The organism is Arthrobacter sp. TJ-265 (assembly GCF_058269135.1).
This window is the reverse complement of the sequence record NZ_JBZCND010000001.1, coordinates 373,444-391,548: the sequence shown is the minus strand read 5'-3', so window position 1 is coordinate 391,548 and position 18,105 is coordinate 373,444. Positions and strand designations below refer to the sequence as shown.

The following is an 18,105-nucleotide window of genomic DNA, read 5'->3' as shown; positions in this document are numbered from 1 at the left end:
CTATTCACCACCCTCACGACGCACGATGCGTGCCTTCAACGGCAGCTTGTGGATCGCGAGGCGCAGGGCTTCGCGGGCTACCTCTTCGGAAACGCCGGACAGTTCGAAGAGAACCCGTCCCGGCTTGACGTTGGCCACCCACCACTCGGGCGAACCCTTACCGGAACCCATGCGGGTCTCGGCGGGCTTCTTGGTCAACGGGCGGTCCGGATAGATGTTGATCCAGACCTTGCCGCCACGCTTGATGTGGCGGGTCATGGCGATACGAGCGGACTCGATCTGCCGGTTGGTGACGTATGCCGGGCTCAGAGCCTGGATACCCCACTCGCCGAAGCTGACCTCGGTACCGCCCGTGGCAGCGCCCGAGCGACCCGGGTGGTGCTGCTTACGGAACCTGACTCGACGTGGGATAAGCATTTAGGCCTGTCCTCCTTCAGTCGCAGCGGGGGCTGCGGCGGTCTCGGCGGGTACTGACGCACCCTGGCCCTCGGAGCGCTCAGGCGCACGACGACGACGGTCGCCTCCGCGGTCGGCACCGGCGGGGCCACGGCCCGGACGGTCTCCGCCACGGCCACGGGAGGGAGCTGCTGCAGCCTGGGCCGCGAGTTCCTTCGCCGTGACGTCACCCTTGTAGATCCAGACCTTCACGCCGATGCGGCCGAAGGTGGTCTTCGCTTCGAAGAAGCCGTAGTCGATGTTGGCGCGGAGCGTGTGCAGGGGAACGCGTCCCTCGCGGTAGAACTCCGAGCGGCTCATTTCGGCGCCACCCAGGCGACCGGAGCACTGGACACGGATGCCCTTGGCGCCGGCACGCTGTGCGGACTGCATGGCCTTCTTCATCGCGCGGCGGAACGCCACGCGGGAGGAGAGCTGCTCGGCGATGCCCTGGGCGACGAGCTGAGCCTCGATCTCGGGGTTCTTGACCTCGAGGATGTTCAGCTGGACCTGCTTGCCCGTGAGCTTCTCGAGCTCGCCGCGGATGCGGTCCGCTTCTGCTCCACGACGGCCGATGACGATACCGGGGCGTGCCGTGTGGATGTCCACGCGGACGCGGTCCCGGGTGCGCTCGATCTCGACCTTGGCGATGCCGGCGCGGTCCATGCCGGTCGACATCAGCTGGCGGATCTTGATGTCCTCGCGGACGAAGTCACGGTAGCGCTGGCCGGGCTTGTTGCTGTCGGCGAACCAGTGTGACCGGTGGTCGGTGGTGATGCCGAGTCGGAACCCGTGCGGGTTTACTTTCTGTCCCACTTAGCGGACCTCCACTTTCTCAGGGGTAGCGACGACAACCGTGATGTGGCTGGTCCGCTTGTTGATGCGGAACGCGCGGCCCTGGGCTCGCGGACGGAACCGCTTCATCGTGGGGCCTTCATCAACGAATGCTTCGCTGATGATGAGGTTGTCCTCGTCGAAGGCGACGCCGTCACGGTCCGCGCGAACGCGGGCGTTGGCGACTGCCGACTGGACCACCTTGAAAACCGGCTCCGAAGCAACCTGTGGGGCAAACTTCAGAATAGCCAGAGCCTCATTCGCCTGCTTACCACGAACAAGGTTGACGACGCGCCGGGCCTTCATAGGCGTTACGCGGATATGACGCGCAATAGCCTTGGCTTCCATTGCTTTCCTTCTCTCGTCTTAGCCGTAAGAGCAGCGCCTAGCGGCGCTTGCCCTTGCGGTCGTCCTTAACATGGCCGCGGAAGGTCCGCGTGGGAGCGAATTCGCCGAGCTTGTGCCCGACCATCGACTCGGTGACAAACACCGGGATGTGCTTGCGCCCGTCGTGCACCGCGATCGTGTGCCCGAGCATGTCGGGGACGATCATGGAGCGGCGGGACCACGTCTTGATGACGTTCTTCGTACCCGATTCGTTCTCGCGAGCGACCTTTACGTAAAGGTGCTGATCGACGAAGGGGCCTTTCTTCAGGCTGCGTGGCATGTCTCCAGGCTCCTATCGCTTGTTCTTGCCGGAACGACGGCGACGCACGATGAGTGAGTCGCTCTCTTTGTTGGGGCGACGGGTGCGGCCTTCGGCCTTGCCGTTGGGGTTGACCGGGTGGCGTCCACCGGAGGTCTTGCCCTCGCCACCACCGTGCGGGTGGTCGACCGGGTTCATGGCGACACCACGGACGGTCGGGCGGATGCCCTTCCAGCGGTTGCGGCCGGCCTTGCCCCAGTTGATGTTCGACTGCTCGGCGTTGCCGACCTCACCGACCGTCGCGCGGCAGCGGACGTCGACGTTGCGGATCTCGCCGGAGGGCAGTCGCAGCTGGGCGAAGCGGCCTTCCTTGGCGACGAGCTGGACCGACGCACCGGCGGAGCGTGCCATCTTCGCGCCGCCGCCTGGGCGGAGCTCGACGGCGTGGATGACGGTACCCACGGGGATGTTGCGCAGCGGCAGGTTGTTGCCGGGCTTGATGTCCGCCCCGGCGCCGGCCTCGACGAAGTCGCCCTGCTTGAGCTTGTTCGGCGCGATGATGTAGCGCTTGGTGCCGTCGACGTAGTGCAGGAGGGCGATGCGCGCGGTGCGGTTGGGATCGTATTCGATCTCGGCAACGCGGGCGTCGACGCCGTCCTTGTCGTGGCGGCGGAAGTCGATCAGACGGTACTGACGCTTGTGTCCACCGCCCTTGTGGCGGGTCGTGATCTTACCGGTGTTGTTGCGACCACCCTTCTTGGGAAGGGGGCGGACCAACGACTTTTCCGGCGTCGACCGTGTGATTTCAGCGAAGTCGGCAACGCTCGAGCCACGACGGCCCGGGGTTGTCGGCTTGTATTTACGGATTCCCATAACTCAATTCCTCGTTAAAGTGGTCTCCGCTCTCAGGAGAGCGGACCGCCGAAGATGTCGATCGAGCCCTCTTTGAGGGACACGATGGCACGCTTGGTGCCCTTGCGCTGGCCCCACCCGAACTTGGTGCGCTTGCGCTTGCCAACCCGGTTGATGGTGTTGATCGAGTCGACCTTCACGGAGAAGATCTTCTCGACCGCCAGCTTGATTTCTTCCTTGTTCGAGCGCGGGTCGACCAGGAAGGTGTACTTGCCTTCGTCGATCAGGCCGTAGCTCTTCTCCGAGACGACGGGTGCAATGACGACGTCGCGCGGATCCTTTGCGATGGTGCCGCTCACTTGGCATCCTCCTCGGTGATGACATCAGCAGCGCCGACGAACTGGTCGTAGGCGGCCTTGGTGAAGATCACGTCGTCGGAGACCAGCACGTCGTACGTGTTGAGCTGGTCTACGTAGAGGACGTGTACCTCGGGCACGTTGCGCACCGAGAGTGCAGCGACGTCGTTGGCGCGCTCGATGATCACGAGCAGGCGGGGCCGCTCGGAGATCGCGCGCAGGGTGTCGATCGCGCCCTTGGTCGACGGCTTGCCGCCGGCGACCAGGGATTCGAGGACGTGGATACGGCCGTTGCGTGCCCGGTCGGAGAGGGCTCCGCGCAGGGCGGCGGCCTTCATCTTCTTGGGGGTGCGCTGGCTGTAGTCGCGGGGCGTGGGCCCGTGGACGACGCCACCACCGGTCATGTGGGGGGCGCGGATCGAACCCTGGCGGGCACGACCGGTTCCCTTCTGCTTGAACGGCTTGCGGCCTGCGCCACTGACCTCGGCGCGGGTCTTGGTCTTGTGCGTGCCCTGGCGGGCGGCAGCAAGCTGGGCGACGACGACCTGGTGCAGCAACGGCACGTTGGTCTGCGCGTCGAAGATCTCCGCGGGGAGATCGACCTTTACAGTGTTGGCAGCCATTTGGCTATGCTCCCTTCACGGCGGTGCGTACGAGGACGACCTGGCCGCGGGCGCCGGGGACGGCACCCTTGATCAGCAGCAGCGACTTCTCGGCGTCGACAGCGTGAACCCGGAGGTTCAGCGTGGTCTGACGAACGGCGCCCATGCGGCCTGCCATTTTCATTCCACGGAAGACGCGGCTGGGGGTGGATGCTCCACCGATGGAACCGGGCTTGCGGTGGTTCTTGTGGGCACCGTGCGAGGCTCCCACACCGTGGAAACCGTGGCGCTTCATGACGCCGGCGAAGCCCTTGCCCTTGGTGGTGCCGATGACGTCGACCGTCTGGCCGGCTTCGAACATCTCGACGGAGAGTTCCTGGCCGAGCGAGTAGGAGTCGGCGTCGGAGGTGCGCAGTTCGACGACGTGACGGCGCGGCGTGACGCCGGCCTTCTCGAAGTGACCGGCGAGCGGCTTGGTGACCTTGCGGGGATCGATCTGGCCGAAGCCGATCTGCACGGCGGTGTAGCCGTCCTTGTCCTCGCTGAGGAGCTGCGTGATGACGTTCGAGTCCGCCTGGACGACGGTGACGGGGATGAGGATGTTGTTCTCGTCCCAGACCTGGGTCATGCCGAGCTTGACGCCCAGCAGGCCCTTGACCTGGCGCGTAAGTGAAGTAGACATATGTATCCGCTCTCCCTTACAGCTTGATTTCGATGTTCACGTCCGCAGGCAGGTCGAGACGCATCAGCGAATCGACGGCCTTGGGCGTGGGATCAATGATGTCGATCAGACGCTTGTGAGTACGCATTTCGAAGTGCTCACGGCTGTCCTTGTACTTGTGCGGGGACCGGATGACAACGAAAACGTTCTTCTCCGTGGGCAGGGGCACGGGGCCCACTACCGTTGCGCCTGCGCGCGTCACCGTCTCAACGATCTTCCGTGCTGAAACATCGATGACCTCGTGGTCATATGACTTCAGCCGGATGCGGATTTTTTGTCCCGCCATGGCGTCTCGACTCTCTCTCTACATAACTGCCTGGGCAGTTCCGGTACGTACGTACATTTCCTGCGCCCGTTGTGCGACGCCTCCCGAACAGACTGAATCCGGAGAACTCCGGGTTCCTCACCCTGCCGGGCTCCGACCCCCGCGCTCGGGCGTGTCGCGCTGTGCGAAAACAAGCACAGTCCGGACACACACGCTCCGCAGATCTCGGACGAGCCGAGCGGGGTGGATTATATTTGGGCTACGCATCGGCGGACTCGATCCCTGCATCAGGCATTATCCTGACCGGGATGAGGTCCCTTACCGCACGCGCAAGCGCTTGAACAACTTATCTAGTGTCGCAGATTGCCTCCGTGATTGCGAACCGGCCCGGTGCGCGGGCGGGTGACCTGCACTACTCGACCTTCACCGGACCCGGTCAAACCGTCGGGGCAAGGCCTAGAATATTGGCCCACCACCACGAAGGAGATCCGCCATGATCAGCGCCAACAGGGCCACGACCGTCCTGCCCGTGCGGGACCTCGATCGAGCCAGGAATTTCTACGAGAACACCCTCGGCCTTCATCCCGACAACGCCTGGCACGAGGGGAGCTTCTTCTTCAGCGAGGACGGGCACAACGGGATCGAGCTCATGCTGAAGCCGGACGGCAGCCCGTCCGGCAATACCGAGCTCAGCTTCGAGGTCGAGGACCTCAGCGCCGAGATGACCTCGCTCGAACGGAACGGCGTCAGGTTCGAGGACTACGACCTCCCGGGACTGAAGACCGTGAACCACATCGCGGAGGACGACCACATGCGTGCGGCCTGGTTCACCGACACGGAGGGGAACATCCTCTGCCTCCACCAGCTCGTCACCTGAGGAGGGGGCAGGGCACCGCCGGCCCGGACCCGTCGACGCAGAAGGGCCCCGCTGCCGAAGCAACGGGGCCCTTCCGACGATCATTCAGGCAGTCGGAGGACTACTTGAGGATCTTGGTGACACGTCCCGAACCAACGGTGCGGCCGCCTTCGCGGATCGCGAAGCCGAGGCCGTCCTCCATGGCGATCGGCTGGATCAGCTCGACGGTCATCTCGGTGTTGTCGCCGGGCATGACCATCTCGGTGCCCTCGGGGAGGGTGATGACGCCGGTCACGTCCGTGGTGCGGAAGTAGAACTGCGGGCGGTAGTTCGAGTAGAACGGGTTGTGACGCCCGCCCTCGTCCTTGGCCAGGATGTAGACGTTGGCCTCGAAGTCGGTGTGCGGGGTGATGGAACCCGGCTTCACGATGACCTGTCCACGCTCTACGTCTTCGCGCTTGATGCCGCGGAGCAGCAGACCACAGTTCTCGCCGGCCCAGGCCTCGTCGAGCTGCTTGTGGAACATCTCGATACCGGTAACCGTGGTCTTCTGGACCGGACGGATGCCGACGATCTCGACCTCGGAGTTGATGGCGAGGGTTCCGCGCTCGGCGCGACCCGTGACGACGGTTCCACGACCGGTGATCGTGAAGACGTCCTCGACGGGCATCAGGAAGGGCTTGTCCTTGTCGCGGATGGGATCCGGGACGTTGTTGTCGACGGCTTCCATGAGGTCCTCGACGGACTTGACCCACTCGGGGTCGCCTTCGAGGGCCTTGAGGCCGGAGACGCGGACGACAGGAGCGTCGTCGCCGTCGAAGCCCTGCGAGCTGAGCAGCTCACGAACTTCCATCTCGACGAGGTCGAGGAGCTCCTCGTCGTCGACCATGTCGGACTTGTTCAGTGCGACCAGCAGGTAGGGGACGCCGACCTGGCGGGCGAGCAGCACGTGCTCGCGGGTCTGGGCCATCGGACCATCGGTGGCTGCGACGACGAGGATTGCCCCGTCCATCTGGGCCGCACCGGTGATCATGTTCTTGATGTAGTCGGCGTGACCGGGGGCGTCTACGTGGGCGTAGTGGCGCTTCTCGGTCTGGTACTCGACGTGCGAGATGTTGATCGTGATGCCACGCTGCTTCTCCTCGGGAGCCGAGTCGATCGACGCGAAGTCACGCTGCTCGTTGAGAGTGGGGTACTTGTCGTACAGCACCTTGGAAATGGCAGCCGTCAACGTCGTCTTTCCATGGTCAACGTGACCGATGGTGCCGATGTTAACGTGCGGCTTAGTCCGCTCGAACTTTGCCTTCGCCACGGGTTCCTCCTAGAACGTTTGAGAAGAATTGCTTCCCAGCCACGCTTGTCGCGGCTGAAACTCATGCAAGTCTACTGGGGGCTTTTGGTTTTGATGAAATTGCTCTGCACCGCCGGGCCTGCTGGTCCGGCGGCAGAGGGGCGGGGCGGCCTGCCCTGGGCAGGCCGCCTCCGCTCCCCCGGGATCCCGTTGCCGGGAAGGGGCTACTCGCCGCGCGTCTTCTGGATGATCTCGTCGGCGACTGCCTTCGGGACCTCGGAGTAGCTGTCGAACTTCATGGAGTACACGGCACGGCCCTGGGTCTTCGACCGGAGGTCACCGATGTAGCCGAACATGCCCGACAGGGGCACGTGCGCCGTGATGACCTTCACGCCGCTGGCGTCCTCCATGGACTGCATCTGGCCGCGGCGGGAGTTGAGGTCGCCGATCACTTCACCCATGTATTCCTCGGGGGTGCGGACCTCCACCTCCATGAGCGGTTCGAGCAGCACGGGCTTCGCCATGCGTGCGGCTTCCTTGAACGCCATGCGGCCGGCGATCTTGAACGCCATCTCCGAGGAGTCGACGTCGTGGTAGGCGCCGTCGAGCAGGGTCGCCTTGATGCCGACCACCGGGTAGCCGGCGAGCACGCCGTCGTTCAGCGCATCCTGGATGCCGGCGTCGACACTCGGGATGTACTCGCGGGGCACACGGCCGCCGGTCACCTTGTTGTCGAAGGCGTACAGGACGCCTTCCTCGACCTCCATCGGTTCGATCGCGATCTGGATCTTCGCGAACTGGCCGGAGCCACCCGTCTGCTTCTTGTGGGTGTAGTCGTGCTTGGCGACCTTGCTGCGGATGGTCTCGCGGTAGGCGACCTGGGGCTTACCCACGTTCGCTTCCACGCGGAACTCGCGGCGCATGCGGTCCACCAGGATGTCCAGGTGGAGCTCGCCCATGCCGGCGATGATCGTCTGTCCGGTGTCCTCGTTCAGCGAGACCTGGAACGTGGGGTCCTCGGCCGAGAGCTTCTGGATGGCTGTGGACAGCTTCTCCTGGTCGCCCTTGGTCTTGGGCTCGATGGCCACCGAGATCACGGGTGCCGGGAAGCTCATGGACTCGAGCACGATCTGGTTCGCCGAGTCGGAGAGGGTGTCACCGGTGGTGGTGTCCTTCAGGCCGATCGCCGCGTAGATGTGTCCTGCCGACGCTTCCTCGACGGGGATCTCCTTGTTGGCGTGCATCTGGAACAGCTTGCCGATGCGCTCCTTCTTGCTCTTCGTGGAGTTCACCAGCTGGGTACCGGCCGTCACATGCCCGGAGTACACGCGGATGAACGTCAGCTGACCGAAGAACGGGTGCGTGGCCACCTTGAACGCGAGGGCCGAGAACGGCTCCTCGGTGCTCGGCTTGCGCGTCAACTCGACCTCTTCGTCCCGGGGATCGTGACCGATCATCGGGGGGACGTCGAGGGGCGAGGGCAAGTAGTCGATGACGGCATCGAGCATCGGCTGCACGCCGCGGTTCTTGAACGCGGAACCGCAGAGGATCGGGTAGAGCTCGGAGTTGATCGTCATCTTGCGGATGCCGGCCTTGAGCTCGTCGACGGAGATCTCCTCGCCTTCGAGGTACTTGTTCATGAGCTCGTCGGAGGACTCGGCGACGGTCTCGACGAGGGCCGCGCGGTACTCCTCGGCCTTCTCCTGGAGGTCCGCCGGGATCTCCTGGATCTCGTACTTCGCACCCATGGTGACGTCACCCTTGGAGTCGCCGGGCCAGACGAGGGCACGCATGTAGAGCAGGTCGACGACGCCGATGAAGTCGTTCTCGGCACCGATGGGGAGCTGCAGCACGAGGGGCTTGGCGCCCAGGCGGCTGATGATGGTGTCGACGGTGAAGTAGAAGTCGGCGCCCAGCTTGTCCATCTTGTTGACGAAGCAGATGCGGGGCACTTCGTACTTGTCGGCCTGGCGCCAGACCGTCTCCGACTGGGGCTCGACGCCCTCCTTGCCGTCGAACACGGCGACGGCGCCGTCGAGGACGCGCAGTGAGCGCTCCACCTCGACGGTGAAGTCGACGTGCCCGGGGGTGTCGATGATGTTGATCTGGTTGTTCTCCCAGAAGCAGGTGACCGCGGCGGACGTGATGGTGATGCCGCGCTCCTTCTCCTGTTCCATCCAGTCGGTGGTGGAGGCGCCGTCGTGCGTCTCACCGATCTTGTGGTTGACACCCGTGTAGAACAGGATGCGCTCGGTAGTAGTGGTCTTGCCGGCATCGATGTGGGCCATGATGCCGATGTTGCGGACCTTGTTGAGGTCGGTAAGCACGTCCTGTGCCACGGTGTCTCCCTTAATACGTAAATGGAGTTCTGCTGGGCCGCCGGCCGGCCCGTCCCTGACGGGCTGCGGGTCCGGCCGGCAGAGCTGCTACCAGCGGTAGTGTGCGAAGGCCTTGTTCGACTCGGCCATCTTGTGCGTGTCCTCGCGGCGCTTGACTGCTGCGCCGAGACCGTTGGATGCATCCAGGATCTCGTTCTGCAGGCGCTCGGTCATCGTCTTCTCGCGGCGGGCCTTGGAGTAGCCCACGAGCCAGCGGAGGGCCAGGGCGGTCGAACGACCGGGCTTGACCTCGACGGGGACCTGGTAGGTGGCGCCACCGACACGGCGTGAGCGGACCTCGAGGGTCGGCTTGACGTTGTCCATGGCCTTCTTCAGCGCTGCGACGGGGTCGCCGCCGGACTTGGCACGGGCACCTTCGAGTGCGCCGTACACGATGCGCTCTGCGGTGGACTTCTTGCCGTCGACGAGCACCTTGTTGATCAGCTGCGTGACCAGGGGGGAACCGTAGACGGGATCTACAACGAGCGGCCGCTTCGGGGCCGGGCCCTTACGAGGCATATTACTTCTTCTCCATCTTCGCGCCGTAGCGGCTGCGAGCCTGCTTGCGGTTCTTCACGCCCTGGGTGTCCAGTGCGCCACGGACGATCTTGTAGCGGACACCCGGGAGGTCCTTCACACGACCGCCGCGCACGAGCACGATGGAGTGTTCCTGGAGGTTGTGACCGACACCGGGGATGTAGGCGGTGACTTCGATGCCGCCGTTGAGGCGCACGCGGGCCACCTTGCGGAGAGCCGAGTTCGGCTTCTTCGGGGTGGTGGTGTAGACGCGGGTGCAGACGCCGCGCTTCATGGGGCTGCCCTTCAGTGCGGGCGCCTTGGTCTTGGAGACCTTAGGTGTCCGGCCCTTGCGGACCAGCTGGTTAATCGTAGGCACTTTCGTGTTCTCCGTAATGTCTGAAGATGAGATCTGTGTCGCCCTACCCAGCGGTTGCGGCGGCTTCTCAGGGCCGCACCGTCCACAGGTCGGGTTGATCGGTCGTTTGGCGCACCACCGACGGATAGGCTGCCGCAGAACGACTGTAGGCGTGCGAAAGAGTGGCATTCGCTGTACAACTTACGTACAACACGGAGATACGTTTCTCAACGCCGATCCACTGCCACACAAACAATTGGTCCCAAGTCTACCAGAGATGGGGTGTGCCCCTGTACGGGCAGCCCTCCCCCCGCATGGTAGGGGCGGAGGGCCCGGAATGGGGGAAGGCCCCGGACCGCAGGGTCCGGGGCCTTCCTCATGGGTGCTGTGCTCAGCGGAAGTCGCTGTTACCCATGTCGTAGTCGTCCAGCGGGATCGCGTGGAACTCGGGGCTCAGGCCGCCCTCGACTCCGGCGTAGTCGAAGTCGCTGAACGCGCTCGGGCCGGTGAAGAGGTTCGCCTTCGCTTCCTCGGTGGGCTCGACCGTGACCTTCGTGTAGCGGTCCAGGCCGGTGCCGGCCGGGATGAGCTTACCGATGATGACGTTCTCCTTGAGGCCGAGCAGCGGGTCGCTCTTGCCTTCCATGGCGGCCTGCGTGAGGACACGCGTGGTCTCCTGGAAGGACGCGGCGGACAGCCACGACTCGGTGGCGAGCGACGCCTTGGTGATACCCATGAGCTCGGGACGGCCGGAGGCCGGCTTCTTGCCCTCGGACACCACGCGACGGTTCTCGTCCTCGAAGCGGCGACGCTCGGCCAGCTCACCGGGGAGCAGGTCCGACTCGCCGGACTCGATCACGGTGACGCGGCGCAGCATCTGGCGGACGATGACCTCCACGTGCTTGTCGTGGATGCCCACACCCTGGCTGCGATACACGCGCTGGACCTCGTCCACCAGGAACTCCTGGGCCTTGCGGGGGCCGAGGATCCTGAGGATCTGCTTCGGGTCGACCGCGCCGAAGACGAGCTGCTGCCCGACCTCGACGTGCTCGCCGTCGGTCACCAGGAGGCGTGCACGGCGCAGGACCGGGTACGCGATCTCCTCGGAGCCGTCGTCGGGGGTGACCACCAGGCGAAGCTGCTTCTCGGCATCCTCGATGGTGACGCGCCCTGCGACCTCGGAGATAGGGGCGACACCCTTGGGGGTACGCGCCTCGAAGAGCTCCTGGATACGGGGCAGACCCTGGGTGATGTCCTCGGCCGACGCCACACCACCGGTGTGGAAGGTACGCATCGTCAGCTGCGTGCCTGGCTCACCGATCGACTGCGCGGCGATGATGCCGACGGCCTCTCCGATGTCCACGGTCTTGCCGGTCGCGAGCGACCGGCCGTAGCAGAGCGCGCAGGTGCCGACGCTGGACTCACAGGTGAGTACGGAGCGGACCTTGATGTCGGAGATGCCGGCCTCGAACAGTTCACCGATGACCACGTCTCCGACGTCGGAGCCCGCGGCAGCGAGCACCTTGCCCTTGGAGTCGACGACGTCGGTGGCCAGCGTCCGTGCGTACGCCGAGTTCTCGACCTCTTCGTGCAGGACCAGTTCGCCGTCGGCGTTCGGCACGGCGATGGTGACCTTGAGCCCGCGCTCGGTGCCGCAGTCGTCCTCGCGGACGATGACGTCCTGCGACACGTCGACGAGGCGACGCGTCAGGTACCCCGAGTTGGCGGTACGCAGGGCGGTATCGGCGAGGCCCTTACGGGCACCGTGCGTGGCGATGAAGTACTCCAGGACCGACAGGCCCTCGCGGTACGAGGACTTGATCGGACGCGGGATGATCTCGCCCTTGGGGTTCGCCACCAGGCCACGGATACCCGCGATCTGGCGGACCTGCAGCCAGTTGCCTCGTGCACCGGAGGACACCATGCGGTTGATGGTGTTGTCCTTCGGCATGGCGGCGCGCATGGAGGCGGCGACCTCGTTGGTGGCCTTGTTCCAGATGTCGATGAGCTCCTGGCGGCGCTCCTCGTCGGCGATGAGGCCCTTGTCGAACTGCGACTGGACCTTGGCGGCCTGCGTCTCGTAGCCCTCCATGATGCCGGCCTTGTTGATCGGCGCGGAGATGTCGGAGATCGCGACGGTGACACCGGAGCGGGTGGCCCAGTAGAAACCGGCGTCCTTCAGGTTGTCCAGCGTGGCCGCCGTGACGACCTTCGGGTAGCGCTCGGCGAGATCGTTGACGATCGTCGAGAGCTGGCCCTTGTCGGCGACCTTCTCCACCCAGGGGTAGTCCAGGGGAAGCGTCTCGTTGAACAGGACCTGTCCGAGCGACGTCTCGATCAGTGCCGGCGTGCCGGGCTCCCAGCCCTCGGGAGCGGCGATGTCGGCGCTGGGCACGAAGTTGTCGACGCGGATCCGGACCACCGAGTTGAGGTGGAGGGAACCCATGTCGAACGCCATGACGGCCTCGGCCATGCTCGTGAAGACGCGGCCTTCGCCGGCACTTCCCTCACGCTTGGTGGTGAGGTGGTGCAGACCGATGATCATGTCCTGCGAGGGCAGGGTGACGGGACGGCCGTCGGACGGCTTCAGGATGTTGTTCGAGGAGAGCATCAGGATGCGCGCCTCGGCCTGGGCCTCGGGGCTCAGCGGCAGGTGGACTGCCATCTGGTCGCCGTCGAAGTCGGCGTTGAACGCACCGCAGACCAGCGGGTGGAGCTGCAGCGCCTTGCCTTCGACCAGCTGCGGCTCGAACGCCTGGATGCCGAGCCGGTGCAGGGTGGGTGCACGGTTCAGCAGCACGGGGTGCTCGGTGATGATCTCTTCGAGGACGTCCCACACCTGGGGACGGTACCGCTCGACCATGCGCTTGGCGCTCTTGATGTTCTGCGCGTGGTTGAGGTCCACCAGGCGCTTCATCACGAACGGCTTGAAGAGCTCCAGGGCCATCTGCTTGGGCAGACCGCACTGGTGCAGCTTCAGCTGCGGGCCGACGACGATGACCGACCGGCCCGAGTAGTCGACGCGCTTGCCGAGGAGGTTCTGGCGGAAACGACCCTGCTTGCCCTTGAGCATGTCCGAGAGGGACTTCAGGGGGCGGTTGCCCGGTCCGGTGACCGGACGGCCGCGGCGGCCGTTGTCGAACAGCGAATCGACGGCTTCCTGCAGCATGCGCTTCTCGTTGTTCACGATGATCTCGGGGGCCCCGAGGTCGAGCAGGCGCTTCAGGCGGTTGTTGCGGTTGATCACGCGGCGGTACAGGTCGTTGAGGTCGGACGTCGCAAAACGGCCGCCGTCGAGCTGGACCATCGGGCGCAGTTCCGGCGGAATCACCGGGACGGCGTCGAGGACCATGCCCAGCGGGCTGTTCGTCGTCGTCAGGAACGCGTTGACCACCTTGAGGCGCTTCAGGGCGCGCGTCTTGCGCTGTCCCTTGCCGTTCTGGATGATGTCGCGCAGCATCTCGGCCTCGGCCGGCATGTCGAAGTTCTCGAGGCGCTTCTTGATCGCCTCGGCGCCCATGGAGCCCTCGAAGTACAGGCCGTAGCGGTCGCGCAGCTCGCGGTACAGGCCTTCGTCACCCTCGAGGTCGGCGACCTTCAGGGTCTTGAAGCGCTCCCAGACCTGGACCAGGCGCTCGATGTCGGCGTCGGCGCGCTTGCGGACGTTCGCCATCTGGCGGTCGGCGGAGTCACGGGCCTTCTTCTTGTCGGCGGCCTTGGCGCCCTCTCCTTCGAGGCGGGCGAGCTCGTCCTCGAGGTCCTTGGCGATCGCGGCGATGTCGGCGTCACGCTGGTCCGTCATCTGCTTCTTCTCGAGGTCGTGTTCGGCCTGGAGGTTCGGCAGTTCGGCGTGGCGGTTCTCCTCGTCGACCGAGGTGATCATGTAGGCGGCGAAGTAGATGACCTTCTCGAGGTCCTTCGGCGCCAGGTCGAGGAGGTAGCCCAGGCGCGAGGGGACGCCCTTGAAGTACCAGATGTGCGTGACGGGAGCGGCGAGCTCGATGTGCCCCATGCGCTCACGGCGCACCTTGGCACGCGTCACCTCGACGCCGCAGCGCTCACAGATGATGCCCTTGAAGCGCACTCGCTTGTACTTGCCGCAGTAGCACTCCCAGTCGCGGGAAGGGCCGAAGATCTTCTCGCAGAAGAGGCCGTCCTTCTCGGGCTTGAGCGTGCGGTAGTTGATGGTTTCCGGCTTCTTGACCTCGCCGTAGGACCAGCCGCGGATTTCGTCCGCGGTGGCAAGTCCGATTCGCATGAGGCCGAAGGAGGATTCGCTGGACATAGGGTCCCTGTTCTCTCTTTGTTCTCTAAATTCTTGAAGTCTTATGGGGTGCGGCGGAAAGGTGCCGGCTGGTGCCCCGGGGTGCCCGGTCCAACGCCTGGAACGGCGACAACGAAATTTCCTCGGCCGCGGGCGGCCTCCGAAATATTAAAGCCGCCTTCCTCCAGGCGCCGGACCGGGCAAGGTCCGGATGTCGCCTAAACCTCTTCGACAGAACTCGGCTCGGCCCGTGAGAGGTCGATGCCCAGTTCCTCCGCGGCCCGGAAGACTTCTTCATCCGAGTCACGCATCTCGATCGTCGTGCCGTCGGTGGAGAGGACTTCCACGTTCAGGCAGAGCGACTGCATTTCCTTGATCAGGACCTTGAAGGACTCGGGAACACCCGGCTCGGGGATGTTCTCGCCCTTGACGATGGCCTCGTAGACCTTGACGCGTCCGTGGATGTCGTCCGACTTGATGGTCAGGAGTTCCTGCAGCGTGTACGCCGCGCCGTAGGCCTCGAGGGCCCAGACTTCCATCTCGCCGAAGCGCTGGCCACCGAACTGTGCCTTACCACCCAGCGGCTGCTGCGTGATCATCGAGTACGGGCCGGTGGAACGCGCGTGGATCTTGTCGTCCACCAGGTGGTGGAGTTTCAGGATGTACATGTAGCCGACCGAGATCGGGTCCGGGAACGGCTCGCCGGAGCGGCCGTCGAACAGTCGCGCCTTGCCGGACTCGCCGATGAGGCGCTGTCCGTCGCGGGTGACGTTCGTGGAACCGAGCAGGCCGACGATCTCGTCCTCGGTGGCGCCGTCGAACACGGGGGTCGCGACGGTGGTCGAGGAGATCTCCCGGGGAAGGTTCGGGAGGTTCTTCAGCCACTCGGGCTCGCCCTCGATCTTCCAGCCCTGCTTGGCTGCCCAGCCGAGGTGGATCTCGAGGACCTGTCCCACGTTCATGCGGCCCGGGACACCCAGCGGGTTCAGGACGATGTCGACGGGCGTGCCGTCCTCCAGGAACGGCATGTCCTCGATCGGGAGGATCTTGGAGATGACGCCCTTGTTGCCGTGGCGGCCGGCGAGCTTGTCACCGTCGGTGATCTTGCGCTTCTGCGCCACGTACACGCGGACGAGCTGGTTGACGCCCGGGGGGAGCTCGTCGTCGTTGTCGCGATCGAAGATGCGCACGCCGATGACCGTACCGGACTCGCCGTGGGGGACCTTCAGCGAGGTGTCGCGGACTTCGCGGCTCTTCTCGCCGAAGATGGCGCGCAACAGGCGCTCCTCGGGGGTCAGTTCCGTCTCGCCCTTGGGGGTGACACGGCCCACGAGGATGTCTCCGGCCTCGACCTCGGCACCGATGTGGATGATGCCGCGCTCGTCGAGGGCTCCGAGGACCTCCTCGGAGACGTTCGGGATGTCACGCGTGATCTCCTCGGCACCGAGCTTGGTGTCGCGGGCATCGACCTCGTGCTCCTCGATGTGGATCGACGTCAGGACGTCGTCGGAGACGATGCGCTGCGACAGGATGATCGCGTCCTCGAAGTTGTGACCCTCCCAGGACATGAACGCGACGAGCATGTTCTTGCCGAGCGCGAGCTCGCCCTGGTCCGTGGAGGGACCGTCGGCGATGATCGTGTTGTACTCGACGCGGTCACCCTCGGCGACCAGGACGCGCTGGTTGTACGCGTTGCCCTGGTTGGAACGGGCGAACTTCATGATCGGGTAGTTCGTCTCGGTGCCGTCGTCGTTGAGGATGCTGACGAGGTCCGCCGACACCTCCTTGACGACGCCGGCCTTCGTCGCGGTGACGGCGTCACCGGCGTCGACGGCGGCGTTCTTCTCCATGCCGGTCCCCACGAGGGGGCGCTCGGAACGGAGCAGGGGCACGGCCTGGCGCTGCATGTTCGCACCCATGAGGGCGCGGTTCGCGTCGTCGTGCTCCAGGAACGGGATCATCGCTGTCGCGACGGACACCATCTGGCGCGGGGAGACGTCCATGTACTCGACCTCGCCGGGCACGACGAGCACGGGCTCGCCGGAACCACCGCGGGTCCGGACGAGGACCATGTCCTCGACGAACGTGTTGTCCGCGGCGAGGGGCGCGTTCGCCTGGGCGATGAGGCGCTCCACCTCGTCGTCGGCGGTGAGGTAGTCGATCTGGTCGGTGACGATGCCGTCGACGACCTTGCGGTACGGGGTCTCGATGAAGCCGAACGCGTTGATCCGGCCGTAGGAGGCCAACGAACCGATCAGGCCGATGTTCGGGCCTTCAGGGGTCTCGATGGGGCACATGCGTCCGTAGTGCGAGGGGTGGACGTCTCGGACTTCCATGCCTGCACGGTCACGGGACAGACCACCGGGGCCCAGCGCGGACAGGCGACGCTTGTGCGTCAGGCCGGCGAGGGGGTTGTTCTGGTCCATGAACTGCGAGAGCTGGGAGGTCCCGAAGAACTCCTTGATCGCGGCGACGACGGGGCGGATGTTGATCAGGGTCTGCGGCGTGATCGCCTCGACGTCCTGCGTGGTCATCCGCTCGCGGACGACGCGCTCCATCCGGGACAGGCCCGTGCGGACCTGGTTCTCGATGAGCTCGCCCACCGCACGGATGCGACGGTTGCCGAAGTGGTCGATGTCGTCGACCTCGACGCGCAGCTCGACGTCGCCGCCGTCACGCTTGCCGCCGAGGGTCTTCTCGCCGGCGTGCAGCGCGACCAGGAACTTGATCATCGCGACGATGTCGTCGATGTTCAGCACCGACGCGTCGGAATCCGTGAGGTCCTTGTCGATGCCGAGCTTGCGGTTGATCTTGTACCGGCCGACCTTGGCGAGATCGTAGCGCTTGGGGTTGAAGTACAGGTTGTCCAGCAGCGTCTGGGCAGCCTCGACCGTGGGGGGCTCGCCTGGTCGCAGCTTGCGGTAGATGTCCAGGAGGGCGTCCTCGCGGGTCTCCGTGGCATCCTTCTCCATGGTGGCGCGGATGGAGTCGTACTGGCCGAACTCCTCGAGGATCTGGCCCTCGGTCCAGCCGAGCGCCTTCAGGAGCACGGTGACGGACTGCTTGCGCTTGCGGTCGAGGCGGACGCCGACCTGGTCGCGCTTGTCGATCTCGAGCTCGAACCAGGCACCGCGCGACGGGATGATCTTCGCGCTGAAGATGTCCTTGTCACTGGTCTTGTCGGCGGTGCGCTCGAAGTAGGCGCCCGGCGAACGGACGAGCTGCGACACGACGACACGCTCGGTGCCGTTGATGACGAAGGTGCCCTTGTCGGTCATGAGGGGGAAGTCACCCATGAACACGGTCTGCTGCTTGATCTCACCCGTGTTGTTGTTCATGAACTCGGCCTTGACGTACAGCGGGGCGGAGTAGGTCGCGTCGCGATCCTTGCACTCGGCCATCGTGTACTTGGGGTCGGCGAACTCGGGCTCGGAGAAGCTCAGGGACATGGTGCCCTGGAAGTCCTCGATCGGGGAGATCTCCTCGAAGATGTCCGCGAGGCCGGAGGTGGTGGCGAAGCCCTGCAGCCCCTTCTCGAGCGCTTCCTCTACACGGGTCTTCCAGCGCTCGTTGCCGACGAGCCAGTCGAAACTGTCCGTCTGGAGCGCGAGGAGATTGGGAACGTCAAGCGGTTCGTGAATCTTTGCGAATGAGAGCCGGGGTGCGGCGCCGTCGGCGTCGACCTGGCTGGTAGCGGTTGCATTATTAGAGGTGCTCGGGGCGACCAAGAG

General features: G+C 65.0%; 16 protein-coding genes. 1 reads left to right on the top strand and 15 read right to left on the bottom strand.

Annotated features, from left to right (window positions below):
* From rplP to rpsJ, 9 genes are read right to left on the bottom strand one after another with little or no spacing between them, the layout of a single operon-like run.
* Positions 1-417, bottom strand: a complete 417-nt coding sequence (gene rplP, locus AC4D2E_RS01855; protein ID WP_043440626.1) for a 50S ribosomal protein L16 — start codon at positions 415-417, stop codon at positions 1-3.
* The gene (gene rpsC / locus AC4D2E_RS01850) at positions 418-1,251 is read right to left on the bottom strand and encodes a 30S ribosomal protein S3 (RefSeq protein ID WP_490951496.1); all 834 of its coding nucleotides are present in this window, start codon (positions 1,249-1,251) and stop codon (positions 418-420) included.
* A complete protein-coding gene (gene rplV, locus AC4D2E_RS01845) occupies positions 1,252-1,617 on the bottom strand; it encodes a 50S ribosomal protein L22 (RefSeq protein ID WP_087030095.1) in 366 nt (121 codons plus the stop codon). It abuts the gene before it with no gap.
* A gap of 37 nt (positions 1,618-1,654) precedes the next feature.
* Entirely contained in the window at positions 1,655-1,936 is a 282-nt protein-coding gene (gene rpsS / locus AC4D2E_RS01840) for a 30S ribosomal protein S19 (protein WP_026549122.1), read from the bottom strand.
* A 12-nt stretch (positions 1,937-1,948) separates the two neighbouring features.
* Entirely contained in the window at positions 1,949-2,788 is an 840-nt protein-coding gene (gene rplB / locus AC4D2E_RS01835; protein WP_104121367.1) for a 50S ribosomal protein L2, read from the bottom strand.
* Between the two features lie 32 nt (positions 2,789-2,820).
* The gene (gene rplW, locus AC4D2E_RS01830) at positions 2,821-3,126 is read right to left on the bottom strand and encodes a 50S ribosomal protein L23 (RefSeq protein ID WP_026531955.1); all 306 of its coding nucleotides are present in this window, start codon (positions 3,124-3,126) and stop codon (positions 2,821-2,823) included.
* Positions 3,123-3,746: a 50S ribosomal protein L4 gene (gene rplD / locus AC4D2E_RS01825; RefSeq protein WP_104166377.1), complete on the bottom strand. Its 624-nt coding sequence runs from the start codon at positions 3,744-3,746 to the stop codon at positions 3,123-3,125. Before rplD ends, rplW begins: the two co-directional genes overlap by 4 nt.
* A gap of 4 nt (positions 3,747-3,750) precedes the next feature.
* Positions 3,751-4,407 carry a 50S ribosomal protein L3 gene (gene rplC / locus AC4D2E_RS01820; protein WP_104166379.1) on the bottom strand — a complete coding sequence of 219 codons (657 nt, stop codon included), beginning with the start codon at positions 4,405-4,407 and terminating at the stop codon, positions 3,751-3,753.
* A gap of 16 nt (positions 4,408-4,423) precedes the next feature.
* Positions 4,424-4,732 (bottom strand): 30S ribosomal protein S10, encoded by a 309-nt coding sequence (gene rpsJ, locus AC4D2E_RS01815; RefSeq protein ID WP_026531952.1) that lies wholly within the window; start codon positions 4,730-4,732, stop codon positions 4,424-4,426.
* Between the two features lie 472 nt (positions 4,733-5,204).
* On the opposite strand from rpsJ, the gene AC4D2E_RS01810 reads away from it, so the two are divergent.
* Entirely contained in the window at positions 5,205-5,588 is a 384-nt protein-coding gene (locus AC4D2E_RS01810) for a VOC family protein (protein ID WP_104166381.1), read from the top strand.
* 100 nt (positions 5,589-5,688) lie between these two features.
* On the opposite strand, the gene tuf is transcribed toward AC4D2E_RS01810, so the two are convergent.
* From tuf to rpoB, 6 genes are all read right to left on the bottom strand, one after another.
* The gene (gene tuf / locus AC4D2E_RS01805; RefSeq protein WP_104166383.1) at positions 5,689-6,879 is read right to left on the bottom strand and encodes an elongation factor Tu; all 1,191 of its coding nucleotides are present in this window, start codon (positions 6,877-6,879) and stop codon (positions 5,689-5,691) included.
* A gap of 203 nt (positions 6,880-7,082) precedes the next feature.
* Positions 7,083-9,197, bottom strand: a complete 2,115-nt coding sequence (gene fusA / locus AC4D2E_RS01800; protein WP_104166385.1) for an elongation factor G — start codon at positions 9,195-9,197, stop codon at positions 7,083-7,085.
* An 87-nt stretch (positions 9,198-9,284) separates the two neighbouring features.
* The gene (gene rpsG / locus AC4D2E_RS01795) at positions 9,285-9,755 is read right to left on the bottom strand and encodes a 30S ribosomal protein S7 (RefSeq protein WP_043440595.1); all 471 of its coding nucleotides are present in this window, start codon (positions 9,753-9,755) and stop codon (positions 9,285-9,287) included.
* 1 nt (position 9,756) lies between these two features.
* Positions 9,757-10,131, bottom strand: coding sequence for a 30S ribosomal protein S12 (gene rpsL, locus AC4D2E_RS01790; RefSeq protein ID WP_043440593.1), 375 nt, complete (start codon positions 10,129-10,131; stop codon positions 9,757-9,759).
* Between the two features lie 370 nt (positions 10,132-10,501).
* Entirely contained in the window at positions 10,502-14,395 is a 3,894-nt protein-coding gene (locus AC4D2E_RS01785; protein ID WP_104166387.1) for a DNA-directed RNA polymerase subunit beta', read from the bottom strand.
* Between the two features lie 197 nt (positions 14,396-14,592).
* Positions 14,593-18,102, bottom strand: coding sequence for a DNA-directed RNA polymerase subunit beta (rpoB, locus tag AC4D2E_RS01780; protein ID WP_104166389.1), 3,510 nt, complete (start codon positions 18,100-18,102; stop codon positions 14,593-14,595).
* Positions 18,103-18,105 lie beyond the last annotated feature (3 nt).